This is a genomic window from Staphylococcus sp. GW823-FHT05F06 (assembly GCF_058795495.1).
In genome coordinates this window covers 114,478-140,322 of sequence record NZ_JBXAHW010000005.1, presented here as the reverse complement: position 1 = coordinate 140,322, position 25,845 = coordinate 114,478, and the positions used below count along the sequence as shown (strand labels likewise).

The following is a 25,845-nucleotide window of genomic DNA, read 5'->3' as shown; positions in this document are numbered from 1 at the left end:
CCTCCACTATATAAAAGAGGAATGATTACTAACATTCCTCAGAGTCTTATTATTTCTTTCCTTCCACATATGCTTTGTCGAAAACAAATAATCTTAATAATAATATTAACGATGGAATTAATAAAAGTAAACCTAAAACAAAAACAATAACTAATGATAATCCCATTTCCGGATTGACATGGGAGTCTGTAATTTTAATAAACGGATAAAGTAAATATGGAAGTTTACTCATTCCGTAGCCAAAGAATGCAAATAACATTTGCAATATAACCATGATAAAAGCTAGACCGTGTTTCTTTTTAAATATAGTCAGTAATCCAGCTATTATAAAAAATATAAAGCTGATTGCAAACATCCACCAATAATTAAAAATAGCAGTTCTAAAGTGATCAGAATTTTGAATTCTAAGAGATAAGAAAACAAATAATGAAATCACAATCATAGGTGGCCCCCAAAAAATATGCCATTGTCGTGTCATATCATAAGCAGGTTGATCATTTGCTTTATGAGCATAATATGTTAAAAAACCTGATGAAATATAAAGAACTGAAACAATGGCTAAGAATACTACAGACCATGCAAATGGACTTAATAATAATTGTATCCAGTCTAAATCAATATGTGTGCCATGCTCATAGATATAACCACCTTCTGAAATTGTTAGAGCAGTTGCTAGAGAAGCTGGAATTAACAGCCCTGTTAAACCATATAATACAATCCAGGGCAGTTTAGTATCTTGACCATAATTTTCAAAAGCATAAAAACTACTTCGTATAGAAATAAGAATTAAAGCTATTGATCCGGGTACTAATAAAACTGTTCCTAAGTATTTAGCAGAATCAGGAAAAAAACCTATAAATCCTACAAAAAAGAAAACGAAAAAGACATTTGTAACTTCCCAAACTGGATTGAGGTATCTATGGATTAAATGATTAACCTTTTTCTCATTACCTGTCATTTTAGAATGCAATGCGAAAAATCCTGCACCAAAATCAATGGAGGCGATAATAATATAACAAAATAAAAATACCCATAATACTGTTATACCGATATAAGCGTAAATCATTTTGTTTCACCTCTCTCTTTAATCACTTTTTCTACATCTTTATAAGCAGGTTGATTTTTAAACATTCTAATTAGTACATAAGCCGAAGTAACTAGTAATAAAAGATATAGTAAACCGAATAGCGTCGTTACTAATGTGATTCCCCCCGCCTGGGTAGCAGCTTCTGATACGCGCATATATCCTCGTATAATCCACGGTTGACGACCCATTTCAGTTAAGAACCAACCAAATTCTATCGCTAACATTGATGCAGGACCAGTTAACAAGATAGCGTATAACATCATATTACTAGTTACATATTTACGTAACTTTTTAACAATTAAAAATAACATATATAGTCCTGAAATGATAAAACAGAATATTCCCATTGATACCATCAAATCGAAAAAGTAATGCACTATCATAGGAGGTAATTCATTTTTAGGAAATTCATTTAAACCTTTAACTTTTGTATTAAAGCTATTATCTGCTAAAAAACTAAGTAATCCGGGAATCTCTAGTGCTCCTGAAACTTCATGTGTTTTTTCATTTAATACACCGAAAAGAACTAAATTCGCATGAGATTGCGTATCATAATGCCATTCATATGCTGCAAGCTTATCTGGTTGAACTTTGTGTAAAAATTTAGCAGATAAATCTCCTGCAATCATCGAAAGAACGGTATTGATGAATCCAACAATCATGCTTAAATTAAGAGCTTTTGTATGGTATGTTCTATCTTCTGTATGATTATGACGTAATAATTTAAACGCTGCGATGGCTGCTAATATAAACGCCATCGTCATACCTGCAGTTGCAACTACATGTAAAGCACGAACCATAAACGATGAATTAAACATTGCTTCTAATGGCTGAACATTTACCATACGACCATTTTTAATTTCAAAACCAGCTGGGGTATTCATAAATGAATTGACTGATGTAATAAAGAATGCTGAGAATGAACCTCCTATAATAACGGGTATAGATATGAAAAAATGTGTCCATTTATTTTTAAATCTTTCCCAAGTGTATAAATAAATACTTAAAAAGATTGCTTCAAAAAAGAATGCAAAAGTTTCCATGAATAGTGGTAATGCGATAACATGACCGCCCATTTTCATAAATGTTGGCCAGACAAGTGAAAGTTGTAAACCAATAATAGTACCTGTAACGACTCCAACAGCAACGGTTATCGTGTAGCCTTTCGACCATCTTTTAGCCAATGTGATATAATTCGCATCATTTTTCTTTATGCCAATAAACTCTGCTATTGCAAACATAAGTGGCATACCAACACCAATTGTTGCAAATATGATATGCACTGCAAGTGTCATACCCGTCAACAATCGAGCTATTTCTACTGAATCCATCTATTAATCACCCTTCATTTTTTTTAGTTATTGGAGTGACAAGTGATTAGAATTATAAGTCCTTAGTACTATTGAACTAAATTAAATTGCTTTAAATCACTGTGACGATTTTATGTCTTTTCACACAACGTTCACAAAGTTGAAATGACGTCTCATTTTTTATATAGTGTGGTAAGATAAATCATGAGAGGATGTAATGTATGACTGATACAGTGATTATTTATACACAAGATGACTGTCCACCTTGTGCTTTTATTAAAAATTATTTAGTAAATAAAAATATAAAATTTACAGAAAAAAATATCAAAAACCAAAAATATAAAAATGAAATGATGGATTACGATGCTTTTGCTACACCTTTTATTTTGCTTAAAGGGATGCCAATGTATCAAGTAGATATGGAAAAATTGAATGATGAATTGAATATTACACCTTAATTTCTATTTATTATTTTATGCGTGTCTAATTTCAAATTTTCAGACTAGCTAAACAAAATCCTCGTCTTTTAAAAATTTATTAAATAAATATAATATATTAACAAAAATAAAAATATTCCAGAACATATTTTGTAGAAAAATAGCAATTCAACAAACGAATATAATTTAAACAATTATAAAAAGACAATTTCTATATTATTTCAATAGAAATTGTCTTTTTCTAGTCTAAGAACTTTATGTCCTAGACTCTTAAATTATTCTTTTTAAAGTCAATTATTTAGCTAATTGGTTAACTAAATCAACGACTTCCTCTTGCGTTGAGCATTCAACAGCTCTATTAGCGAGTTCAGCCATTTCATTTTTACTTAAACCATTGATTTGTCTTCTAGCTTTTAGGATAGAAGTCGCACTCATTGAGAACTCATCTAAACCTAAACCTAATAATAAAGGCACAGCTGTTTGATCTCCAGCCATTTCACCACACATACCAGTCCATTTACCTTCTTTATGAGAAGCTTCAATAACTTGTTTAACTAATCGTAAAATTGAAGGATTATATGGTTGATATAAGTATGAAACTCGTTCAGACATACGGTCAGCAGCTAATGTGTATTGAATTAAGTCATTCGTTCCTATACTAAAGAAATCTACTTCTTTAGCAAATACATCAGCAAGTGCCGCGGTAGCTGGAATTTCAACCATAATACCTAATTCAATATCATCTGAAACTTCGTAACCTTCGCGAAGAAGATTTTCTTTCTCTTCAAGAAGCATTGATTTAGCGTCACGGAATTCTTTAATTGTTGCTACCATTGGGAACATAATATTCAATTTCCCATAGACTGAAGCACGTAGTAATGCACGTAATTGTGGTCTAAAGATTTCCGGCTGTGCTAAACATAAACGTATCGCACGATAACCTAAGAATGGATTCATTTCTTTAGGCAAATCTAAGTATGGAAGCTCCTTATCTCCGCCAATATCTAAAGTACGTACAACTACACGTTTACCGTCCATAGTTTCAAGTACCTTTTTATAAGCCTCGAATTGTTCTTCCTCAGTAGGCATTTGATCTCTACCCATGTACAAGAATTCTGTACGGTATAAACCTATCCCTTGTGCACCGTTATCAATAACTCCTGATAAGTCATCTGGAGTACCAATATTAGCAGCTAGTTCAGCATGAACACCGTCAACTGTTACTGTATCAGCATCGCGCAATTTTTGAAGTTCTTTCTTATCTTCAAAGAAACGCTCACGTTTATTTTGATAAGCAATTAACTCATCTTCTGTAGGATCTATGATAACATCTCCGGACATACCATCTACAATAATCATATCACCTTGTTTAACTTCTTCAGTGATAGATTTAGTACCGACAACAGCTGCAATCTCTAATGAACGACTCATAATTGCAGAGTGGCTTGTTCTACCACCGATATTAGTTACAAAACCTTGAACAAATTCTTTATTTAACTGTGCTGTATCTGAAGGTGTGAGGTCATTACCTACAATGACAGCACTTTCATTGATTAAACTAGGATTAGGTAAATCTACACCTAGAATATGAGCCAATACACGTTTAGAAACATCTCTGATATCAGCTGCACGTTCTTTCATGTATTCATTATCCATTGACTCAAAAATAGAAATAAATTGTGTCGTTACTTCATCCAAACCAGTTGCAGCATTGACTTTGTCATTTCTAATTTTGTCTTGAATGGGTTGTATTAATTCTGGATCATCTAAAACAAGTAAATGTGCATCAAAAATCGCTGCTTTATCAGCACCTAATTGAGCTTCGGCATTATTTCTTATTTTAGTTAATTCGATTTTTGAAGCTTCGATAGCGTCATTAAACTTTTCAACTTCACTTTCTATGTCAGTAACTTTTTCGTTACTGTCATAGGATAAGTCTGGCTCTACAATTAAGTAAGCTTTTGCGATTGCCACACCATCTGATGCAGCAATCCCTTTAATTAATTTAGACATAATTATTCAGCTAAACCTTCTTTTGATAAGACATCAGTGATAGATTGAATTGCGTCAGTTTCATCGCTACCGTCAGCATAAATAGTTATTTCAGCATCTTTACCTACACCTAAGCTCATTACACCCATGATTGATTTTAAATTAACTTTCTTCCCGTTATATTCTAATTGAATATCTGAATCAAATTTTGATGCAGTTTGTACTAGCATTGTAGCAGGGCGAGCATGAATCCCTGTTTCGTCTGTGATTACATATGATTTTTGTTCCATATTAAACTCTCCTTTGTACAGTTAGAATCTTCAATATTATTACAATCTAACAAAATATTTACAACTTAACTTTACCAAAACCTATAGCTAAATTCAATTCGTTTAAAATCGTTTTCAACATATAAATTTTGCACCTCGAGACGATTATAACACTTCTATAAGTTATTGATAACTTTTTCACATTTATTAATATGATCTTTACCTAATTTGCTCATAAAATAATAGCTAATGGATGCAGATACAGCTTGCCCAACAAACGGGAACCATTTTGTTTGTTTGGCAGCTGCTCGTTTAGCTACATCTTTAATCACAACTTTAAGCAACGCCTCAGATACCTTACGTCCAATAAATTGACTTCCTTGAATTGCCGCTGCAGACATAATTCTTTCTTTCACTTGATCACTCAATGAATTAACTTGATCGTGATCTAAACCATAAATTTTATTTACATCCTCTATAATATCTCTCATTAATTTAAGATCTACTCCAAAATCAAGTCCTGGAATAGGGACAATACTAGCACCGGAGGAAAGTAGCGATTTCTTTTTAACTAGAGTTTCAGCTCTTTCTCTGCGTTGTCTAAGTTCTTCCTGTGTAGTTGGCAAATCACCTTTCTCTTTAATTTCCTCTATGTTCAATAATGAGTTCCCTACTTTATTTGTAATATTATTAGTTAGTTTACTTCTAATTCCCATATAATGACATCCTTTCAAATAAAACTTCAACAGTGATTTATACCCATATTTATAGAAAATTAATGTTTTATTGTTACAAATACTGCTTTTAAATATTTTGAAGGTTTGTAGTGAGGATGAGTTTTAAAATCTTTAGGTAACCCCATTACTTCATTTATTTCATATACAATATTATTTTGGGCTAATGTTTTCTTTATTACGTTTTTAAATGCCTTAAGAGAAAATGCACTTGAATTCGTACATAATAGTAATGTACCTCCTGGCGATAAAATGTTAAGGGCTCCTTCAATTAATAAATTATAATCTTTTTGAACAGAGAATGTTTTTTTCTTATTTCTCGCAAAGCTAGGTGGATCAATAACAATTGTATCGTATTGATGTCCATGTCGTCCTGCATAATTATAAAAATCAAACGTATCCATAACATAAATATATTGAGATTTAGGATTAATACCATTTAAACCAAAATTTTCTTCAGTTAGCCCTCTAGAGCGATTTGCTAAGTCTACACTTGTTGTTGAGTTTGCATTTTCAGCTGCTATTACTGAAAACGCTCCAGTGTAACTGAATAAGTTAAGTACGTGTCGTCTTTCTGAAAACTGATCTCTTAATTTTTTTCTAACTTCTTTTTGATCTAAAAATATACCAGTCATAAGACCATCGTTTAGGTCTACATTATAAAAGGTAAAATTTTCTTCTACAACGATAGGAAATTCAGGAGCATTACCTTCTACAAAGCCACCAGTGTAGGAAGTACCTTTAAAACGCATTTTCTCAAAAATTGAAGTGTATTCATATACCTCTTTGATTGCTTCTAAGATAGGAAATCTAAATTTATATATTCCTTTCGAATACCATTGAATTAAAAGATGTCCGTTATAATTATCAATTGTCAGGCCACCTACACCGTCACCTTCAGCATTAAATAATCTAAATGCATTTGTACCTTCTATGTTGAAATAGTATTGTCGCTCTTCTAATGCAGCTTCAAATAAACGTTTAAAAAACAAAGTGTTAATCTCTTCATTTTGATTATAACTCAATACCCACCCTAATCCTTTATGTTGTCTTCCAATATATCCAGTAGCTATATATTGTTGTTGCTCTGTCACCAGTGTTATCAAATCACCTTCTTTAAGATGATCATGTTCAAATAAATCTTCTTCATCTATTAATGGATAGTGGTTTAAATACTTTGTTTCTTTGCCTTTATTTAGCGTAGCAAGTTTCATAAATGAATACCTCTCTTAATTTTTATCACTGTTAGTTATGATAATTTTGTTTCGTAAATCAGTTAACACCATATAATTTCAACATCATTTTAACAAATAACTTTAGTGAATCACACAGAAAAAGAGTGGGACGAAATTCATTCTGAATTCACTATCCCACCCATGAAATGTATTGCTCACATAGAAACCTTTCTGTGATATTTCTTACTGGTCATTGAATATAAAGTTAGATAAATACAATTATTGATTTGAAAAGTTAAGTATTTTCACCAATGATTAGTTGTTATAAATCAAATTTAACCTATTTATTTTTCTCTCAACTGTAAAGAATAAGCAACAATCATTGCAATAAGCATTAATAATAAGATTGGCGTAATGAAAATTGATAATAATAATCCATGTACCATAATATTGATAAATTCTGTAAGAAATTTAAAGAATAAAATACTGCCCATAAAGAGTTGTAAATAATAATATTTATCCCTTAAATAATAAGTTAATGTAGTTGCAATATAAATAATAATAATGAAAAGTAGCAATAATAATGTTACCCACTCAACTACATATTGCGTTTGTGATAACTCCCATTCACCAGTTAAGAATAATGCGTTTCTATTATTAAATTCTAGAAAAGCAAAAAACAGAATAATTACACCACAAAACAATTGAACATACATAGGTTTAACCCATTTAGGTTTTTTCATCCAATTTGGAATATCGTCCTCTTGTATATCTACTATGCTGTTAATTTTTTGCTTAAATTTGTCCCTTTTGGCTCTAATTTTATCTAAATCAACACTTCTTCTAGTCTTACGTGCATACTCGGTTGTCTTATTTTGTAGTTGTTTTAAGTGAACTTTAGTTTGATTAGATACATTGCCTTTATTAGTTCTTGAAAGTTCAGGTTCCTCTTCGCCTAATTCTTCTTTAGTGAGTGGTAATGAACGTCTTAGGAATAAGAAATTCCATATAGCCATCTGACCTAATAACCACATAATAATGAAGAATGTATTTACACTTAAAATATCAATTGATTCAATTTCATTTGCGTCAATACGTCCATATAGCGAAATTTGGGTAATAAGATAACTCATTCCATAAGTTACAATAATCCACATATAATGGTTCTTTCGATTGTCTTGGTTCAACTCATCTTTATAAACTATGTAACCAATATGAACTGTAAAAGGAATAATAAAGACGATAGCAAAAAAGCCATACACTTGTGTCATTAGCAATAATGTAATGATAAAGTACATAATGCCAATAACTAAAAAGAAAATTGAAATGTCATAATCGTATTTAATAGTTCTAAATAAAGTGTGACCTAACAGCATCACTAGAATACCAAATACGATGATTACTATGGCACTTGTAATTGGAAAGCCACCAATAAATTTACTCATCACTTTTATAATCTCGGCAAAAAAGGCATTTAGGAATTCCCATACGTTATGCACATGCGTATCAACCTTTTTGTCACCTTTAAATTGTTTGATTAAAGGTAAGTTAATAAAAATAATGAGACCTGTAAAAAGTGAAACGATACCGATGATATAACTAAATATAATTTCGGTGTGTTTCCTAAGAAAAGACATACTGTTCACCTCAAAATTATTATATATGAAGATCGTTTAATTGTCTTTAAAATATCATGAAATACATCTATAGTCCTACAAACGTTTATTAATAGAATAACGGGGTAAAACATTTGTGTAAACAGAAATCCTATTAAAGAGGTGAATTTTTATGACAAATAAAGAATTCGAAAAAAAATCAGCAGAAAAAGCCAAAGAAGTAGAAGAAAAACTTAAAGAACAAAACGAAGAAAAAACAGATGATATCGAACAAACAAAGAAAGATATTCAAGATACACTAGATTAATTTCACTAATGATATAAGTGTTTATGCTAGATAATAAGATGATCTATTAGCATTTAAATCGTTGAATCATTGAGTTCATAAGTAATATAAAAAGACAATTTCTATTAAAATTTTTGATAGAAATTGTCTTTTTTCTGTACTAATAAAGGCGTTCATCTATGATTATCATTATAATAATTTCTTTTAATACAAATCTACGTTATTATTTAACCTTTTTTATTTCACAGTTGACATTTATGTAAAATTCAGCAGAATATTTATTTATCCAAAAGAAATTACACAACAATTTTACGACTACTTTTTCGAAAGATTTGCGTCATAGCTCTTAAATCATTATTAATATCAATGATAGAAAAAACTGTCGCCAAAATTCTAATCTTGGACGACAGTTATATTTATCATTTAATTACACTATAGTAATTTATGTTTACGTAACAATTCTTCAATGAAAGTACCACGTATTTTCTTCAGCACTGTATTTAATACTGATCTTTTAATAAAGTTTTTATTAACAAGTTCATGTAAAGATTTACGATCATTTAATTCATAAAATGCATCCATCAGTACGCGTGCATCAAATTCAGAGGCATAAACTTCAGGTACACCTCTATCAACATCTAATAATTGATAAACAGCTTCCATAGCTGTTCTAACTGAATATTCTGTAGTGAATACAGTATCCCGTGCTGTTTCTGCAAAGTTTCCAATAAATGCTAAATTTTTAGAGCCATTCGGTACTACTAACGGTCGATCTTTGTATGCTCTAGGCATGAAATATGCAGTTACATATGGCATATAAACAGGAATCGTGTTACATTCTGATTGAGCTAATTCAACAATTTCCTCTTGTGGAACACCCATATGATATAACCATTCTTGACAGATTTCACTACCAGTACATTCCGTGATTGGTTTTTTAATGAAGTCTCCTTTTTCGTCAGAGTATAATGCGTAAATCCATACACTAACTTGATTTTTAGGTTGTTTCTTAAATTGTTGCTGACGGTTCACTGTAAAACTAAGTTGCCAACTCGAATTAGCGACAGAAATGATACCGCCTGTGACTGTCCGACCTGATAAAACATCTCTTTTACATAATTGTTCGATATATGAGATTATTTTTTTATTATCTGTTGTTGCCGTTGCTGATACGAACCAACTTTTAGCTGGAATGTGATCACAGAATTTCTCAGGTCTTCCGAATTCAGGACTTTGATTAGCTAAGTTTTTCCATAATGTCCAACTACCACCTAAAGAATGTGTTATAGGAGCAGGGTGGTCATTATCACCATAGGTTGAACTTTCGGTAATACTTCCATTAGTAACAAATACCAAGTCATTAACTGTCAACGGGATAGATTCTTCTTTATCATCTCTAGTTAAAATGATTTCTCTAGCAATTTTAGTAGATGGTGTTGCATCAACTAAAATATTATTCACTTGTACTCCAAATTCAAAGTTCACGCTATGTGATTTTAGATATTCTATCATCGGTAATACTAAAGATTCATATTGATTATACTTAGTAAATTTTAATGCACTAAAATCTGCTAAACCACCAATATGATGCACAAAACGCATAAGATATCTACGCATCTCCATCGCTGAATGCCATGGCTCGAATGCAAACATTGTTTTCCAATAAAGCCAAAAATTAGAATTTAAAAAGTCTCTTGAAAAGACATCAGTGATTTTAACATCGTCTAAATCTTCTTCTTTCATCAAACATAAATTTAAAATTTCTTTAATTGCTTTTTTTGTTAATGTAAAATCACCATCAGTATCAATACGCTTACCTCCACTTTCAATCGCTCTACATTTAGAATAATTAGGGTCTTCTTTATTTAACCAATAAAACTCGTCTAACACAGAAGCATTAGTTTGCTCAAGTGATGGTATACTTCTGAATAAATCCCATAAGCATTCAAAATGATTTTCCATTTCTCTGCCACCACGTACTACATAGCCATGATGCTCCATATTGATGCCATCTAAACTTCCTCCTGAGATATCTAACTCTTCTAAAATATGGATATTCTCGCCTTTCATTTGTCCATCTCTAATTAAAAAACATGCTGCAGCTAAAGAAGCTAATCCAGCCCCTATCAAATAGGCTGATTTATTATCAACATTTTCAGGTTTTTTAGGCCGAGCAAACGCTTCATAATTACTATTTGTATAATACATAGAAACATCACTCCAATTAGATAAAGTTTGAAAATCTATATGATATCGCTTTCAATTGTATTTTACTCCTCTTTGTGTAATAAAACAAACAATTGGTTATTTTTTAATTTAGTTTACTTAAAACTATACTAATCATTTTTATTTAGCTATTTTTAATATCAAATTAAAGACTGGTTAGAAAAATTTAAATCATTAATTCTATAAATTTTACTTCGATACACATTTATTGCAATTCATCTCTATAATAGTAAATATATTTCTCATTTAAATAACAATACTCGAAAGAACCTTGACAATATATGATAAAAATCATACATTTAAATTAATTAAATAATTGAACGCACTAGGGGTGTATTCTTTACTGAGATGAGGCCAACCTCAAACCCTTCGAACCTGATCTAGCTAGTTACTAGCGTAGGAAAGTGTTGTTATACATCTAATCTAATGGATTATGATTAGATGTAACTTCTGACGCACAACTTTCCTAGAGAAGGTTGTGCGTTTTTTAGGAGGATGTTTTTTATGTCAAAAGGTTTGAAACTATCTGAAATTCTTGTGACAGTTTTAATTTCAGTAGTATTTGCCATCATTTATAACTTATGGTGGTTTGTTTACAATATTGTACAAGTTGCGGGTATTCACTTAGAACAACTTACATATGGTGTATGGTTTATGGCAGCAGTCGTTTGTTACTTAATCATTCCTAAGCCAGGTATAGCATTATTAGCAGAAATCGCAGCTGGAGCTGGTGAAACGATTGTTATGGGAAAATTTGATATACCTACTATCATATATGCGATATTACAGGGATTGGCTTGTGAAATTATATTTGCTATTTTTAAATACAAATCACGTTCTGCTGCTGTAGCAATGCTTGCTGGGTTAGCAACTGCTTTAATCTCTTTCCCAGTGGATTACTTCTATGGTTACTTAAACGAAGTTGCTGGATGGAACTTACTACTATTTATAGTTTTCCGTTCAATTAGCGGAATTGTATTAGCTGGTTTAGTTTCATACTGGATTGTCAAAGCATTAGATAAAACCGGTGTAACTAAATTCTTTAGACCAGCATCACAACAAGATTACGATAACCTATAAGGGGATTTTTTAATTGTTACGTGTTAAAAATTTACGTTTAAAGTATCCGAATGGTGATAGGAAAATATTCAATAACTTAAATCTTGAGATTAAAAATAAAGAAAAAGTGCTTTTACTCGGTCCTTCCGGATCAGGTAAAAGCACATTACTTAATGTATTAAGTGGAATAGTACCTAATTTAATTGAACTTCCGATGAAATATGATGAATTGAATATTGATCATGATAGTGGCGTTATATTTCAAGATCCAGATAATCAATTTTGTATGCCAAAAGTATATGAAGAACTTGCATTTGTTTTAGAAAATAGAAATATTCCTAGAAGTGAGATGGATCAAGAAATCGAAGAAGCACTAAAGTCTGTAGACCTTAATGTTACTCATAAAACATATGTCAATAATCTAAGTGGTGGCATGAAACAGAAGTTAGCTATTGTTGAAACAATACTACAAAAATCAAAGACACTTTTTTTAGATGAGCCTACTGCAATGCTCGACGTGAAAGCAACTGAAGATTTATGGAAGAAATTAATCAATCTTTGGGAAGATCAAACAGTTTTAATTGTTGAGCATAAGGTTGAACATATTTGGCAACATGTTGACCGCGTATTGTTATTAAATTATGATGGTGAAATTGTTGCTGACGACACCCCAGAACAAATCTTGGATCATTATGAAGCGTTATTAACTGAATATGGAGTTTGGCACCCTAGAGCATGGCACAGTGCACCACGCCCCATCCCATTACCTAATCAAACAAAGAACCTCTTATTTCATTTTGACGACGGGCAAATTATTAGAGGTAAAAAGACACTTTTTTCATCCAAGGAGCTTAAACTGTATTCAGGTGAATGGTTAACAATCACTGGTAAAAATGGTGCTGGTAAAACCTCTTTACTAGAAGCTATGTTACAACTGATTAAATATGAAGGTGACATGTTTTATCGCGATCAATTATTATCTAAAATTAAACAAGCGGCAAAGCATATGTATTTGGTATATCAGAACCCTGAATTACAATTTATTACTAATTCTGTTTATGATGAAGTGTATATTCATTATAATCACTTAGATCCTAAGCATGCGAATGATGAAACCATGGATCTGTTAAAATTATTACATTTAGATCAAGTTAAGGATCATCATCCTTTTGAAATATCAACAGGTCAAAAGCGTCGTTTAAGTGTTGCAACAGCATTAAGTTCAAAGGCAGAGATTATTTTACTAGATGAACCAACATTCGGTCTAGATAGTCATAATACATTTCAACTTATTAAGTTATTTCAAGAACGCGTTAATCAAGGTCAAACAATTATCATGGTGACACATGATCCAGAAATTATTAAACGATATCCAACAAGACGATTACGCGTGGAAGATGGGTGTCTTAAAGAAATGGAAGGTGAACACATTGTTTGAAAGATGGAAAAAACGCCACACCTTCGTTGATGATGTAAATATTATTACTAAGTTACTTTTAGGTATCGCATTATTCTTTTTCATTATATTTATCCATAACTTCGACTTTATGATTTATATCGTCATATTAATGTTTATGTTCTTACTTTTATTTAACGGTACAGAATTTAAAATAACGGCAATATTTATATTAGTTACAACCCTCTTTGCCTTGATGTCATCATTATTTATGATTTTATATGGTGATGGAGAACATATGCTTGTAAAATTTGGTATTTTGCAAATAAGTACAGAAAGTATTGTACGAGGTCTTCATCTATCTATGAGAACAATTACCGTTTCAATGTTTGGTATACTAATCGCATTGACTTCACAAATTGTAATGATTTTTTATAGTTTAATGCAACATTTAAAGGTAAAGCCAAAGTTTGCTTATGCTTTTATGGCAGCGATTAGAATGGTTCCACTTATAATAAGTTCTCTTATTCAATTAAGACGTTCCCTAAAAATGCGTTATCAAATGATAGATGCATCTAACTATAAAGGAATCAAGCGTCTTAATCATTTAGTCATACCTTTATTAAGTCAAAATATTCGACGTGCACATCAACTTTCAGTTGCAATGGAGTCTAAAGGTTTTAAAGATGGTCCGAGAACATACTACTATCGGGTACCATTTTCATATAAAGATATCGTATTTATTGCTTGTATATTAATTATCATTACTTTGTCATTTGTCTTATCATCATACCTTCCAATTACTGGTATTCATGATGTCCGTTTTGGACAATTAGACTAATAATCATACACCAAATATTTAATTAAAAGTAAATATTCATTTTATTCCAATGTAAATAGAAATCATAAAAAATGTCCTTCGTTGATCTTATCCAATCAACGAAGGACTTTATTTCAAATTGAACAACCAATTTTACTTAGTGATGGCTTTATTCCCAATATCATTACGATAAAAAAGATTATCACTTTTTATTTGTCGTGCATGTTCATATGCATTTGCTTGTGCTTTTTCAACTGTTGGACCTTCCCCTATAGCTAGGATAACTCTTCCACCAGAATTCACAAAACATTGACCTTCTTTCTTTAATCCACTCACATAATAATGAGAATCTAGATTAAAACCACTTATTTCATGCCCTTTTTCATATGAACCAGGGTATCCTTTAGATGCTAGCATTACTCCTACAACAGCTTCATCTTTCCAGTTAAAATGAATGGGTTGGCAATTTTCCAAATCGATAATGAGTTGCATTAAGTCACTTTCTAAACGTGTTAATAATACTTGTGCTTCAGGATCACCAAAACGTGCATTAAATTCAATAACTTTAGGTCCATCTTTTGTTAAAATTGCACCAATATATAGTAATCCGAAGAAGTCATGACCTTCTTGTGCCATAGCTTTAGCAATAGGTTGAGCAATCTCCTTATTGGTTTGTTCAAGAACAGATGCATCAATGTGGGGTACAGGGCAATATGCGCCCATCCCACCAGTATTTGGTCCTTGATCATTATCAAATGCTCGCTTATGATCTTGAGCAATACAGTCGAAAGGAACCGCATAATCTCCATTTACAAAAGTCATTAAAGAAAACTCTTCTCCTTCTAAATAACTTTCGAAAACGACTTTCCCTTTTTCTTCTTGATAAATTTTTTTGACCCCATCTAATGCGTCTTCTCTCGTAAAAGCAATAATAACCCCTTTACCTGCTGCTAAACCGTCTTTCTTTATTACGATTGGTAAATCACAAGTTTCAACATATTGCAACGCCTCGTTACGTGAACTTACTTCTTTATATTCTGCTGTAGGAATACGATATTTGTCCATTAATTGCTTGGCAAATAATTTTGAACCTTCAATTTGAGCGGCATCTTGTCCTGGACCAAACACTTTAATATTTGCATTTCTTAATAAATCAGCTAACCCATCTATTAAAGGTTGTTCAGGCCCAATGATTACCCAATCAATTGCGTTATGCTGAGCAAAATGTAAAATAGCTTGATGATCTGATTCAGCAATTTCACTGTGCACTTCAGCAATATTGACCATTGCATCATTTCCTGGAATCGCGTAAACCTTATCTACAATTGGAGATTGATTGATTTTAGAAGCTAATGCATGTTCACGTCCACCAGCTCCAACTATTAAAACTTTCAATAGATTACCCCTTTCTTTTCAAAAATTAATGTTTAAAATGACGCATACCTGTCATAACCATTGTAATGCCATATTTATTAGCCATATCAATGGAATCTTGATCTTTAATTGAACCACCTGGTTGAATAATTGCCTTAATACCATGTTCGGCAGCATATTCAACTGTATCTCCCATTGGGAAGAAACCATCTGAAACAAGCGCAACATTATCGTTAATTTCTATTGCTCTTTCGATTGCAATTTTAGCGGAACCTACACGATTCATTTGTCCTGCACCTATACCAACTGTTTGTTTGTTATTACTCAAAATCACTGCATTACTCTTAACGGCACTTACAACTTTCCAACCTAGAAGCATAGCTTCCCACTGTGCTTCTGTAGGTTGAGTGTCGGTAGCAACAGTCATGTCGTTTCGAGTCACATCTTTATTATCTTTATCCTGTACTAAGTAACCACCTGAAACGGAAACAAATTCTTGTTCAGCGTTATCAATTGTCATATCTATTTGTAATAAACGAATATTTTTCTTTTGTGTCAATATTTTTAAAGCTTCCTCAGTAAATTGAGGTGCGATAACTACTTCTAAAAAGATAGAATGTAATGCTTCAGCTAATTTAACATCTACCGTTCTATTCAATGCTATAATTCCGCCAAATATTGATTGATTATCCGCTTCATATGCATGTTGAAATGCTTCATCAATCGACTGTCCAATTCCTACTCCACACGGGTTCATATGTTTTACTGCTACAGCAGTTGGCTCGTTGAATTTTTTTACTAAACTGAGCGCTGCATCTGCGTCTTTAATATTATTAAAACTCAATTGTTTACCATGTAATTGTTTTGCACCAGCAATCGTATGTTTGCTATCAGATGTTCTAACAAAATATGCAGATTGTTGAGGATTTTCGCCATACCTTAGTGTTTCTTTATTGTCTTTGAAATAGTTAACAATAGCATGATCATATTCATTTGTATGTTGGAAAACTTTAACCATTAGTGATTTTCTATATGCTTCGTCCAATTGATGATTTTTAATTCTCTCAATTACCTCATTGTAATCGGAAGGATGTACGATAGTTGTAACATGTTTAAAGTTTTTAGCAGCTGCTCTTAACATTGTAGGTCCACCAATATCAATATTTTCTATTGCATCAGTTTCTGTTACATCAGGTTGAGCAACAGTCTGTTGGAAAGGATATAGGTTGACTACTACCATATCAATTAAATCAATATGTTGTTCTCGTAATTGCTCTAAATGATGTTCTTTATCTCGATCAGCTAAAATACCACCATGGACTGCTGGATGTAGTGTTTTAACACGACCATCCATAATCTCTGGAAATTGTGTTAATTCTGACACGGACTTAATCTTGATATTCGCATCTTCTAATACACGTTTTGTACCACCCGTAGAATACAGTTCATAGTCTAAATTAGTTAATGCTTTTGCAAACTCTACAATTCCACTTTTATTAGAAACGCTTAATATTGCTTTTTTCATTCTATAAGATACTCCTCTATTTAATGATTTTAGCTATAACTCTTGGATAAAGTTCATATTCTAAATGTTTTACTCTATCTTCTAATTGTTCTTTAGTATCGTCCGGTTTTATATCACATTGCTGTTGTTCAATAATTTCTCCCGTATCCATCCCACTATCTACATAATGGACAGTTGATCCAGTTACAGTATCTCCACTTTCTAACGCTTGTCCTATGGCATCTAAACCTTTGAATTTAGGCAATAATGAGGGATGTATATTTAATATCCGTCCTTCATAAGCTTGTAATAAGTCTTGGCCAACTAGTCTCATATAACCAGCTAATACAATCCACTGAACTTCCTCACTGGATAATAATTTAAGTAGATGCTGTTCATATAAAGATTTGGATGAAAAGTCTTTTGGCTTGTTAATATGAATTGGAATATTTAAATTTTTAGCTCTATCAATACAGGGTACCCCTTCATTATCTGTATACAGTGCCGTTACATTGATACCAGATAATTGCCCTGTTTGGATATGTTTTACAATATTTTCAAAGTTACTACCTGATCCTGAGGCAAAAATCGCTATATTGGTCACTATTCTACCTCCAATAAATGAATAGGTGTATCATCATCTTTTATAATCTCACCAATTTCATATGCAGTTGTATCCATTGCACGTAACGTTGTTAATGTTGTTTGAACATCTTTTTTGTCAACAATAATTGTATATCCAATACCCATATTAAATATGTTATACATTTCATTCGTTGAAATGTTGCCCTGTTTTTGAAGCCAATTAAAGACTTCCAACGTTGGGAATGATTGTGTATCTATTTTTGCTGATAAACCTTTAGGAAGGGCACGCGGAATATTTTCATAGAAACCTCCACCAGTAATATGGCTCATCGCTTTGATATCAATATGTTTCTTTAATTCAAGAATAGGCTTTACATACAATTTTGTTGGTGCAAGGAAGGTTTCTAAAAAGGTTTGACCATTAAATTGATCATGTAATTGAACTCCTGACTCTTTTATCATTTTTCTAACTAGACTATAGCCATTTGAATGAATACCACTTGAAGCTAAACCAATAATTGCTTGTCCTTCTTCAACATTTGAACCATCAATATAGTCCTCTTTCTCTACCGCTCCTACTGCAAAACCAGCAATATCATATTCACCTTCATGATACATTTCTCCCATTTCAGCAGTTTCACCGCCTATAAGTGCCGTATTGGTTTGTTCGCAACCGTCACTTATACCTTTAACGATTTGCTCAATAGTACTTGGCACTACTTTATTCGTGGCAATATAGTCTAAAAAGTATAAAGGTTCAGCACCTGTTGTTAAAATATCATTTACACACATTGCGACAGCATCAATACCAATTGTGTCATGCTTTCCATAGTCAATTGCTAATTTTAACTTTGTACCCACACCGTCAGTACCTGATACCAGAACTGGCGCTTTCATTTTTAATTGAGACAAATCAAATGTTGCACCAAATCCACCTAAACCACCTAATACTTCTTTGCGCAATGTACGTTCAACATGACTTGTTATTCTTTCGACTGCTTCATATCCTGCTTGAATATTTACACCAGATTCCTCATATGCTTTAGACATGTAAATTTCCCTCACTATCAAAATAATGTTTATTATTAGCTATATATGATTTTTGACGTTCACTTAAATGCTTTTTATAATTTTTCTCATAATCGTAAAGTCCTGCTGGATAATCACCTGTAAAACTTTCTACACACAAGCCATGATATGGCGCATCATAATCAAGTCCTATAGACTCGATTAAGCCATCAACACTTAAATAAGCAAGAGAATCTGCACCAATATGATTTTTAATTTCCTCAGGAGACTTACTTGCTGAGATGAGTTCAGCTGTTGTAGATACGTCAATACCATAAAAACTAGGGAACATAAATTCGGGAGAAGCAATTCTTACGTGAATGCGGTTAGCTCCTGAATCCTTAAGCATTTTAACTATGCGTTTAATCGTTGTACCTCGAACAATCGAATCATCTACAAGTACGATATCTTTACCATCAACAATATCCTTAACAGCCGACAGTTTCACACGTACACCTTGCTCTCTTAATTCCTGAGTAGGTTGTATAAAAGTTCGAGCAACATATTGATTTTTAACTAGTCCCATTTCATATGGTAGGCCTATTTCTTCAGCATAACCACTTGCTGCAGATAATGATGAATTAGGTACGCCTATTACCATATCTGCTTTTGCTGGGTTTTCCTGTGCTAACCGTTTACCTGATGCCTTTCGTACCGCATGAACATTTTTTCCTGCAATCGTTGAATCAGGTCTCGCAAAATAAATATATTCCATAGCTGAAATTGCAGTTGTTGTTTGTCGTGTGTAAGTCTTAACTTCTATACCTTCATCCGTAATAACAACATACTCACCTGCATGAATATCTTGTATAAATTCAGCACCTAAAACATCAATCGCACATGTTTCACTTGCTAAAATATAAGCACCGTTCTCCATTTTTCCAACTACTAATGGTCGAATAGCATTAGGATCTACTGCACCATACAACGCATCTTTTGTTAGGATGGCAAAAGTAAATCCACCCTTAATGAGTCGCAAACTCTCTTTCAATGCTTCTTCAAATGTCGGCGCCTTACTACGACGAATTAAGTGCATAATGACTTCAGTATCAGAAGAAGAATGGAAAATCGCACCTTGTTCTTCTAAATTTTGACGTAATGATTTAGCGTTAATTAAATTACCGTTATGACATATACCTACGCTCATATCATAAAAATGATATAAAAATGGTTGAATATTTTCAATGCCTTTATTACCAGAGGTTGCGTAACGAACATGTCCTATCGCATGTGGATAACCTTTTATATTTGACATATGTTCGTCTTTAATTGCTTCAGTTAATAGGCCTAATCCTCGTTCACCTTTTAGCGTTTCGTGATTTGAAACTACAATACCTGCACCTTCTTGACCTCTGTGTTGTAAACTATGTAGACCCATATATGTTAACTGTGCTGCTTCAGGATGATTCCAAATACCGAAAACGCCACATTCTTCATTTAATCCTGAGTAGTTAGACATTGAACTATAGCCCCTTCCCATTTTTGTTTAATATCTGAAACGTTTTCTTTTATTTTTACGTCTGAATTAGATATATCAAATAACTGCTGATGAGTTAAATGCCCAATTTCTTGAGCTTGATCTATATCCAAAGTTTGCCCTTCTTTAACAACAACAATATATCGTCCTTGAGTTTCACTAAATAATTGTGCATTGGTAACATCCAATTGAGCTTGCATACCTAAATCATAATGGGCACTAATTTTAGCTAAAGTAACTAATAAGCCGCCCTTACCAACTGTTTGTACATGAGATGCAATGCCATTACGAATAGCCTGTTTGATTAATTTTCCTTTTGAAACTTCATCACTTAAATCAATAGATTCAAACTCATGATTAACTGATCCATACAACAATTTTTCCAATTGACTACCACCAAAGTCATCACGCGTTTCACCAACTAAATAAATCTTATCTCCTGCTTTAGGTTTAAACTCTTTTAGATAGCTCACGTCTTCAATAAGACCAACCATACCTACGACAGGTGTAGGGAAGATAGAGGTTCCACGTGTCTCGTTATATAATGAAACATTTCCTGAAACTACAGGAGTTTGAAGCACTTTACAAGCTTCTGACATACCTTTTGTTGAATCTATTAATTGTTGATAGATTTCTTTCTTCTCTGGAGAACCATAGTTTAGACAATCAGTCATAGCCAATGGTGTCGCCCCTACTGCAATTAAATTTCGATAGGCTTCAGCAACAACCATTTTTCCACCTTCATAAGGTTGGTTGAAAACATAACGTGCTTCACCATCTATAGTTGAAGCAATAGCTTTTTGTGTTCCTTCTACGCGCACAACTGAAGCTTGTAAACCTGGCTTAATAATTGTATTTGCTCCTACTTGTTGATCGTATTGTTCATATAAATGATGTTTAGATGCTATTGTTGGGTGTTGTAATAACTTGATAAATGTATCATGTACATCTATATTGCTGTAATCGTTTTTTGATGTATTATATTCCTTTTCTTCTCCTTCTAAAATATACACTGGTGCCTCATCACCAAGAGGTTGCACAGGAATGTCTGCATACACTTCATCATCGTATGTAAGCACGAATCTATCAGTGTCTGTTACTTCACCGATTACTGCACTATCTAGTTCGTGTTTATTGAATAAATCTAAAAACTTTTGTTCTGTACCTTTTTCTACAACTAACAGCATTCTTTCTTGCGTTTCTGAAAGCATCATTTCATATGGGGAAATTCCAGGTTCTCTTGTTGGAACTTGATCAAGTCTTAAATGTAAACCACTACCACCTTTAGCTGCCATTTCAGATGAAGATGAAGTTAAACCAGCTGCTCCCATATCTTGTATACCTACTAGTTCATCAAAAGTAATTGCTTCTAATGTTGCTTCCATTAGCTTTTTGCCTACAAATGGATCTCCAATTTGTACTGAAGGTCTTTTACTTTCACTTTCCTCAGTAAGTTCTTCAGATGCAAATGTTGCACCATGAATACCGTCACGCCCAGTTTTTAAACCTACATATATAACGGAATTACCAACACCCTTAGCTGTTCCTTTTTGGACCATATCATGATCAATGATTCCTACACACATAGCATTGACTAATGGATTGCCATCATAGCGTTCATCAAATTCAATCTCACCAGCCGTAGTAGGAATACCAATACAGTTGCCATATCCACCAATACCACTTACAACACCTTTAAGTAATCGTTGATTTTGTTTTACAGTTAACTCACCAAAACGAAGACTATTTAGTAAATTAATTGGACGGGCACCAATTGAAACAATATCTCTAATAATACCTCCGACTCCAGTTGCCGCACCTTGATATGGTTCAATTGCAGATGGATGATTGTGAGACTCAACTTTAAATACTACGGCTTGATTATCGCCTATATCTACAACACCTGCACCTTCTCCTGGTCCCATTAATACGTGCTCTCCTGTCGTAGGAAATTGTTTTAAAAATGGTTTAGAATGTTTATATGAGCAATGTTCGCTCCACATCACTGAGAAAATTCCTACTTCTGTGAAGTTGGGTTCTCTACCAAGAATTTCAACCACTTTGTCATATTCTTTATCACTTAATCCCATATCTTGATAAAGTTTTTCAAGTTTAATCTCTTCATTACTTGGTTCGATAAATTTAGACATTTTGTTCCCTCCAACTTTTCACCATTGATTCAAACAATTTCACACCACTATTTGTTCCTAATAATGTTTCAAGTGCGCGTTCAGGGTGTGGCATCATCCCACAAACGTTTCCCTCTTTATTAACTATTCCTGCAATATCCTCATAAGAGCCATTAGGGTTATTCGTATATTTAAGGATAATTTGATTGTTATCGTTGAGTTCACGATATATTTCATCAGTACAATAATAATGACCTTCACCGTGTGCTACAGGATAAACAACATTCTCATTTTTCACATATAAATGCGTAAAAGGTGTTTGATTATTAGTAATTTTTAAAGTTTCGTTTCTACTTATAAATAAATGTGAATCATTATGAAGTAATGCGCCTGGTAACAATCCAATCTCAGTTAAAATTTGAAACCCATTACATACTCCTAAAACAGGCTTACCTTCTTTCGCAAATCGCTTAACTTCTTTAATAATCGGAGCAACACTTGCCATAGCTCCCGATCTCAAATAATCGCCAAATGAAAAACCACCAGGTATTAAAACACCATCAAAACCATCTAAAGTCGTTTCACGATAATCGACATACGCTGCATCAACACCTGATTTAATAGCTGCGTTATACATGTCTCTATCGCAGTTTGAACCAGGGAACACAAGAACTGCAAATTTCATATTATGCTTTCTCCTTTTCATCGATAACTTTATAGCTATATTCTTCAATGACTGTATTAGCAAATAACTTTTCACTTAGTGTCGTAATAATATTATCAACAGCCTCGTCAGTTGGTTCATTAACTGTCATATATAAAACTTTACCTACTCGAATGTCATTCACTTGTTCATAACCGAGATCGTGAACTGCTCGGTTTAAAGCTTGTCCTTGTGTATCTAAAACTTGTGGTTGTAAAGTGATATGTAGTTCAATCGTTTTCATTATTTAAGATCCTCCAATTTATTTAAAAATGTTTGATAAGTTTCAATCAACGAGCCAGTGTTGTTTCTATATACATCTTTATCAAAGTTAGTATCCGTATTTTTATCCCATATTCTACAAGTGTCAGGAGAGATTTCATCTGCAAGTAAAATTTTTCCACCATTGGTTTTACCAAATTCAACCTTAAAATCTACAAGTCTCAAACTCATTTCATTCATCAATTGAATCAGTACTTGATTAATATCTTTTGCCATTTGTTTAAGTTGTTTTATTTCTTCATCGTTCGCTATGCCGAGTAATTTTACATGGTCATCAGTAATAAGCGGATCATTAAGTTCATCTTTTTTGTAGAAGAATTCTACTAGAGGTTCTTCAAATGTATGCCCCTTTTTAAAACCAAGACGTTTTGTGATCGAACCAGTGGCAATGTTTCTAACAACAACTTCTAAAGGTATAATATCAACTTGTTGGACGAGTTGTTCTGTTTGTGAAAGTTGTTTAATAAAGTGATTGTCAATATGATTATGAGTTAAATAATCAAATATAATAGAAGTAATTTGATTATTTAACTTACCCTTGCCAATCATAGTATCTTTTTTTGCACCGTTTCCTGCTGTTACCTCATCTTTATATTCAACTCGTAATTGTCCATCAATATTTGTCGTGAATACTCTTTTAGCTTTACCTTCATATAACAATGACACTTACTTGTCTCTCCCTTCAAATTTCATTAACATATATTGTTCTGTTTGATTGACATCATCCGTCAGTAAAGTCATGTGCCCCATTTTTCTATCAGGTTTTCTTTCTTTCTTACCGTAAATGTGAATATGCCAATCTGGATGTCTGCTAAATTCATTTTCAAGTAAATCCAAATCGCGACCTAATAAATTCATCATTACTGTTGGCTTTAATAATTCAATAGCTTGCGGAAGTTTTTGACCAGTTATGGCTAAAATATGTGTATCAAACTGTGAGTAATCACAAGCTTCTATTGAATAGTGTCCAGAATTATGTGGTCTTGGTGCAATTTCATTTACATATAAGTTGTTTTCTTTATCAATAAAGAATTCTACTGTAAAGGTTCCCACAAAATGAATTGCGCGAGTGATTTTCTCAACTTCCTTACGTGCTTCATTTTCTTTATCAGATCTTGCTGGAACGACTGTTTTAAATAATATTTGATTTTGATGTTCATTTTCTTGAAGAGGAAAGTATGTTGTTTGTTGTTCATTTCCAATTGTTACTGTAAGAGATACTTCCTTTTGAATATCAAGATATTGTTCAGCAACACATTCTTGCTTCTCAACTAGCTGGTATGCTTCGTCTAATTCCGAATCATTTCTTACCAAAATTTGTCCTTTACCATCATATCCACCAAAACGTGTTTTCACTATGAACGGAAAGCCTAATTTTTCTATGGCTTTTAATAAGTCTTGATTTGTTTGAATTTGTACAAAAGGAACAATTTGAGTATTTGCTTCTAGTAATGTTTGCTTCTCGGTTAGCCTATCTTGTAATAGTTCAATAGCTTGGTACCCTTGGGGAATATGATATAACTGAGTGAGTTTTTTTAATTGTTCAGACGAAATATTTTCAAACTCATAAGTAACAACATCAGAATTTTCACCTAACTGATTTAAAGCTTGCTCATCATCATAATTTGCATGAATAAACTGATGTGCGACATAACGACAAGGACAGTCTTCATTAGGATCTAGGACAATCACCTTATAACCCATTTTTTGTGCAGACTGAGCCATCATTTTTCCTAACTGCCCTCCGCCAATGATTCCTATTGTCGCGCCAAATTTAAGTTTACTGAAGTTCATTTTGCATTTCCTCCACTTTTGCGACTAAAGATTTTTCATAATTTTCCAAATTATTTTGAACTGATTCATTTGTTATTCCTAACATTCTTGCCGCTAATATCCCAGCATTTTTAGCACCTGATTTTCCAATTGCTGTGGTTGCAACTGGGATACCACCAGGCATTTGGACGATAGATAGTAATGAATCTAATCCTTTTAGACTTTTAGATTCAATTGGCACACCAATCACAGGTAATGTTGTCATGGAAGCTACCATTCCAGGTAAGTGTGCTGCTCCCCCTGCACCGGCAATGATAATATCAAAACCATTTTGGCGTGCTTGACTAGCGAAATTGAACATCATTTGAGGCGTACGATGAGCTGAAACGACTTTCTTTTCGTACGGTATTTCAAATTCTTCAAGCATCGAACAACTTTCTTTCATAATTTTCCAATCTGAGGAACTGCCCATAATGACTGCTACTTTCACTTTGTACACCCTTTCGAAACTTTTGGATTGTTATTAGGAATAGTTGTATATTA

Annotated in this window: 24 protein-coding genes and 1 riboswitch; of the genes, 5 read left to right on the top strand and 19 right to left on the bottom strand. The window is 32.8% G+C overall.

All coding sequences use genetic code 11. The features are described 5' to 3' along the window. Positions 1–49: 49 nt before the first annotated feature. Positions 50–1,066 carry a cytochrome d ubiquinol oxidase subunit II gene (locus AC1Q7N_RS05190; protein ID WP_001831709.1) on the bottom strand — a complete coding sequence of 339 codons (1,017 nt, stop codon included), beginning with the start codon at positions 1,064–1,066 and terminating at the stop codon, positions 50–52. Beyond that, the gene (locus AC1Q7N_RS05185) at positions 1,063–2,418 is read right to left on the bottom strand and encodes a cytochrome ubiquinol oxidase subunit I (RefSeq protein ID WP_001833075.1); all 1,356 of its coding nucleotides are present in this window, start codon (positions 2,416–2,418) and stop codon (positions 1,063–1,065) included. Before AC1Q7N_RS05185 ends, AC1Q7N_RS05190 begins: the two co-directional genes overlap by 4 nt. Before the next feature lie 200 nt (positions 2,419–2,618). Here AC1Q7N_RS05185 and AC1Q7N_RS05180 point away from each other — a divergent pair, with 200 nt between their 5' ends. Continuing rightward, on the top strand, positions 2,619–2,855 hold the full coding sequence (locus tag AC1Q7N_RS05180; protein ID WP_001831684.1) for a glutaredoxin family protein: 237 nt from the start codon (positions 2,619–2,621) through the stop codon (positions 2,853–2,855). A 273-nt stretch (positions 2,856–3,128) separates the two neighbouring features. Here the strand turns inward: AC1Q7N_RS05180 and ptsP are convergent, their stop codons facing one another. The 5 genes from ptsP to auxA all read right to left on the bottom strand — a co-directional run bounded on the left by ptsP (position 3,129) and on the right by auxA (position 8,641). Continuing rightward, positions 3,129–4,847 (bottom strand): phosphoenolpyruvate--protein phosphotransferase, encoded by a 1,719-nt coding sequence (gene ptsP / locus AC1Q7N_RS05175; protein WP_001831740.1) that lies wholly within the window; start codon positions 4,845–4,847, stop codon positions 3,129–3,131. A 2-nt stretch (positions 4,848–4,849) separates the two neighbouring features. Next, on the bottom strand, positions 4,850–5,116 hold the full coding sequence (locus tag AC1Q7N_RS05170; RefSeq protein WP_001831726.1) for a phosphocarrier protein HPr: 267 nt from the start codon (positions 5,114–5,116) through the stop codon (positions 4,850–4,852). A 155-nt stretch (positions 5,117–5,271) separates the two neighbouring features. Then, on the bottom strand, positions 5,272–5,811 hold the full coding sequence (locus AC1Q7N_RS05165; RefSeq protein WP_001831644.1) for a hypothetical protein: 540 nt from the start codon (positions 5,809–5,811) through the stop codon (positions 5,272–5,274). Between the two features lie 59 nt (positions 5,812–5,870). Further along, complete coding sequence (locus tag AC1Q7N_RS05160) at positions 5,871–7,043, bottom strand: class I SAM-dependent rRNA methyltransferase (RefSeq protein WP_001831690.1); 1,173 nt, start codon at positions 7,041–7,043, stop codon at positions 5,871–5,873. A 305-nt stretch (positions 7,044–7,348) separates the two neighbouring features. Continuing rightward, the gene (gene auxA / locus AC1Q7N_RS05155) at positions 7,349–8,641 is read right to left on the bottom strand and encodes a lipoteichoic acid stability factor AuxA (protein WP_001831698.1); all 1,293 of its coding nucleotides are present in this window, start codon (positions 8,639–8,641) and stop codon (positions 7,349–7,351) included. 151 nt (positions 8,642–8,792) lie between these two features. On the opposite strand from auxA, the gene graF reads away from it, so the two are divergent. Then, positions 8,793–8,927 (top strand): glycopeptide resistance-associated protein GraF, encoded by a 135-nt coding sequence (gene graF / locus AC1Q7N_RS05150; protein WP_001831711.1) that lies wholly within the window; start codon positions 8,793–8,795, stop codon positions 8,925–8,927. Positions 8,928–9,338: 411 nt separating this feature from the next. Here graF and AC1Q7N_RS05145 read toward each other — a convergent pair whose 3' ends face one another. Next, positions 9,339–11,114: an oleate hydratase gene (locus AC1Q7N_RS05145; RefSeq protein ID WP_001831657.1), complete on the bottom strand. Its 1,776-nt coding sequence runs from the start codon at positions 11,112–11,114 to the stop codon at positions 9,339–9,341. A gap of 335 nt (positions 11,115–11,449) precedes the next feature. Further along, positions 11,450–11,552: riboswitch (TPP riboswitch) on the top strand. A gap of 84 nt (positions 11,553–11,636) precedes the next feature. On the opposite strand from AC1Q7N_RS05145, the gene AC1Q7N_RS05140 reads away from it, so the two are divergent. The 3 genes from AC1Q7N_RS05140 to AC1Q7N_RS05130 are packed head-to-tail and all read left to right on the top strand — an operon-like array spanning position 11,637 to position 14,428. Next, positions 11,637–12,212, top strand: a complete 576-nt coding sequence (locus AC1Q7N_RS05140; RefSeq protein ID WP_001831663.1) for an ECF transporter S component — start codon at positions 11,637–11,639, stop codon at positions 12,210–12,212. Between the two features lie 13 nt (positions 12,213–12,225). Further along, the gene (locus AC1Q7N_RS05135; protein WP_002495587.1) at positions 12,226–13,629 is read left to right on the top strand and encodes an ABC transporter ATP-binding protein; all 1,404 of its coding nucleotides are present in this window, start codon (positions 12,226–12,228) and stop codon (positions 13,627–13,629) included. Beyond that, positions 13,622–14,428 carry an energy-coupling factor transporter transmembrane component T family protein gene (locus AC1Q7N_RS05130; RefSeq protein ID WP_001831682.1) on the top strand — a complete coding sequence of 269 codons (807 nt, stop codon included), beginning with the start codon at positions 13,622–13,624 and terminating at the stop codon, positions 14,426–14,428. Before AC1Q7N_RS05135 ends, AC1Q7N_RS05130 begins: the two co-directional genes overlap by 8 nt. Positions 14,429–14,560: 132 nt before the next feature. On the opposite strand, the gene purD is transcribed toward AC1Q7N_RS05130, so the two are convergent. The 11 genes from purD to purE are packed head-to-tail and all read right to left on the bottom strand — an operon-like array spanning position 14,561 to position 25,792. Next, positions 14,561–15,802 carry a phosphoribosylamine--glycine ligase gene (purD, locus tag AC1Q7N_RS05125; RefSeq protein ID WP_002485333.1) on the bottom strand — a complete coding sequence of 414 codons (1,242 nt, stop codon included), beginning with the start codon at positions 15,800–15,802 and terminating at the stop codon, positions 14,561–14,563. A gap of 25 nt (positions 15,803–15,827) precedes the next feature. Then, positions 15,828–17,306 carry a bifunctional phosphoribosylaminoimidazolecarboxamide formyltransferase/IMP cyclohydrolase gene (purH, locus tag AC1Q7N_RS05120; RefSeq protein ID WP_115338952.1) on the bottom strand — a complete coding sequence of 493 codons (1,479 nt, stop codon included), beginning with the start codon at positions 17,304–17,306 and terminating at the stop codon, positions 15,828–15,830. Between the two features lie 16 nt (positions 17,307–17,322). Then, positions 17,323–17,889 (bottom strand): phosphoribosylglycinamide formyltransferase, encoded by a 567-nt coding sequence (purN, locus tag AC1Q7N_RS05115; RefSeq protein ID WP_001831672.1) that lies wholly within the window; start codon positions 17,887–17,889, stop codon positions 17,323–17,325. Then, a complete protein-coding gene (gene purM / locus AC1Q7N_RS05110) occupies positions 17,889–18,920 on the bottom strand; it encodes a phosphoribosylformylglycinamidine cyclo-ligase (protein ID WP_001831685.1) in 1,032 nt (343 codons plus the stop codon). Before purM ends, purN begins: the two co-directional genes overlap by 1 nt. After that, on the bottom strand, positions 18,913–20,397 hold the full coding sequence (gene purF, locus AC1Q7N_RS05105; RefSeq protein WP_001831721.1) for an amidophosphoribosyltransferase: 1,485 nt from the start codon (positions 20,395–20,397) through the stop codon (positions 18,913–18,915). Before purF ends, purM begins: the two co-directional genes overlap by 8 nt. Further along, positions 20,376–22,565 (bottom strand): phosphoribosylformylglycinamidine synthase subunit PurL, encoded by a 2,190-nt coding sequence (gene purL, locus AC1Q7N_RS05100; RefSeq protein ID WP_145376321.1) that lies wholly within the window; start codon positions 22,563–22,565, stop codon positions 20,376–20,378. The genes purF and purL overlap by 22 nt, the downstream gene beginning before the upstream one ends. Continuing rightward, complete coding sequence (gene purQ / locus AC1Q7N_RS05095; protein WP_001831727.1) at positions 22,558–23,229, bottom strand: phosphoribosylformylglycinamidine synthase I; 672 nt, start codon at positions 23,227–23,229, stop codon at positions 22,558–22,560. The genes purL and purQ overlap by 8 nt, the downstream gene beginning before the upstream one ends. Before the next feature lies 1 nt (position 23,230). After that, entirely contained in the window at positions 23,231–23,491 is a 261-nt protein-coding gene (purS, locus tag AC1Q7N_RS05090) for a phosphoribosylformylglycinamidine synthase subunit PurS (RefSeq protein ID WP_001831728.1), read from the bottom strand. After that, positions 23,491–24,195, bottom strand: a complete 705-nt coding sequence (purC, locus tag AC1Q7N_RS05085; RefSeq protein WP_001831723.1) for a phosphoribosylaminoimidazolesuccinocarboxamide synthase — start codon at positions 24,193–24,195, stop codon at positions 23,491–23,493. The genes purS and purC overlap by 1 nt, the downstream gene beginning before the upstream one ends. Next, the gene (purK, locus tag AC1Q7N_RS05080; RefSeq protein ID WP_001831674.1) at positions 24,196–25,323 is read right to left on the bottom strand and encodes a 5-(carboxyamino)imidazole ribonucleotide synthase; all 1,128 of its coding nucleotides are present in this window, start codon (positions 25,321–25,323) and stop codon (positions 24,196–24,198) included. It lies immediately after the preceding gene. Further along, positions 25,310–25,792, bottom strand: a complete 483-nt coding sequence (purE, locus tag AC1Q7N_RS05075; protein ID WP_001831735.1) for a 5-(carboxyamino)imidazole ribonucleotide mutase — start codon at positions 25,790–25,792, stop codon at positions 25,310–25,312. The genes purK and purE overlap by 14 nt, the downstream gene beginning before the upstream one ends. Positions 25,793–25,845: the final 53 nt, after the last annotated feature.

What these genes read in the sequence shown, in the direction of transcription:
- AC1Q7N_RS05190 (WP_001831709.1), bottom strand. Translation starts at nt 1,066, where the DNA reads ATGATTTACGCTTATATCGGTATAACAGTATTATGGGTATTTTTATTT.
- AC1Q7N_RS05185 (WP_001833075.1), bottom strand. Translation starts at nt 2,418, where the DNA reads ATGGATTCAGTAGAAATAGCTCGATTGTTGACGGGTATGACACTTGCA.
- AC1Q7N_RS05180 (WP_001831684.1), top strand. Translation starts at nt 2,619, where the DNA reads ATGACTGATACAGTGATTATTTATACACAAGATGACTGTCCACCTTGT.
- ptsP (WP_001831740.1), bottom strand. Translation starts at nt 4,847, where the DNA reads ATGTCTAAATTAATTAAAGGGATTGCTGCATCAGATGGTGTGGCAATC.
- AC1Q7N_RS05170 (WP_001831726.1), bottom strand. Translation starts at nt 5,116, where the DNA reads ATGGAACAAAAATCATATGTAATCACAGACGAAACAGGGATTCATGCT.
- AC1Q7N_RS05165 (WP_001831644.1), bottom strand. Translation starts at nt 5,811, where the DNA reads ATGGGAATTAGAAGTAAACTAACTAATAATATTACAAATAAAGTAGGG.
- AC1Q7N_RS05160 (WP_001831690.1), bottom strand. Translation starts at nt 7,043, where the DNA reads ATGAAACTTGCTACGCTAAATAAAGGCAAAGAAACAAAGTATTTAAAC.
- auxA (WP_001831698.1), bottom strand. Translation starts at nt 8,641, where the DNA reads ATGTCTTTTCTTAGGAAACACACCGAAATTATATTTAGTTATATCATC.
- graF (WP_001831711.1), top strand. Translation starts at nt 8,793, where the DNA reads ATGACAAATAAAGAATTCGAAAAAAAATCAGCAGAAAAAGCCAAAGAA.
- AC1Q7N_RS05145 (WP_001831657.1), bottom strand. Translation starts at nt 11,114, where the DNA reads ATGTATTATACAAATAGTAATTATGAAGCGTTTGCTCGGCCTAAAAAA.
- AC1Q7N_RS05140 (WP_001831663.1), top strand. Translation starts at nt 11,637, where the DNA reads ATGTCAAAAGGTTTGAAACTATCTGAAATTCTTGTGACAGTTTTAATT.
- purH (WP_115338952.1), bottom strand. Translation starts at nt 17,306, where the DNA reads ATGAAAAAAGCAATATTAAGCGTTTCTAATAAAAGTGGAATTGTAGAG.
- purM (WP_001831685.1), bottom strand. Translation starts at nt 18,920, where the DNA reads ATGTCTAAAGCATATGAGGAATCTGGTGTAAATATTCAAGCAGGATAT.
- purF (WP_001831721.1), bottom strand. Translation starts at nt 20,397, where the DNA reads ATGTCTAACTACTCAGGATTAAATGAAGAATGTGGCGTTTTCGGTATT.
- purL (WP_145376321.1), bottom strand. Translation starts at nt 22,565, where the DNA reads ATGTCTAAATTTATCGAACCAAGTAATGAAGAGATTAAACTTGAAAAA.
- purQ (WP_001831727.1), bottom strand. Translation starts at nt 23,229, where the DNA reads ATGAAATTTGCAGTTCTTGTGTTCCCTGGTTCAAACTGCGATAGAGAC.
- purS (WP_001831728.1), bottom strand. Translation starts at nt 23,491, where the DNA reads ATGAAAACGATTGAACTACATATCACTTTACAACCACAAGTTTTAGAT.
- purK (WP_001831674.1), bottom strand. Translation starts at nt 25,323, where the DNA reads ATGAACTTCAGTAAACTTAAATTTGGCGCGACAATAGGAATCATTGGC.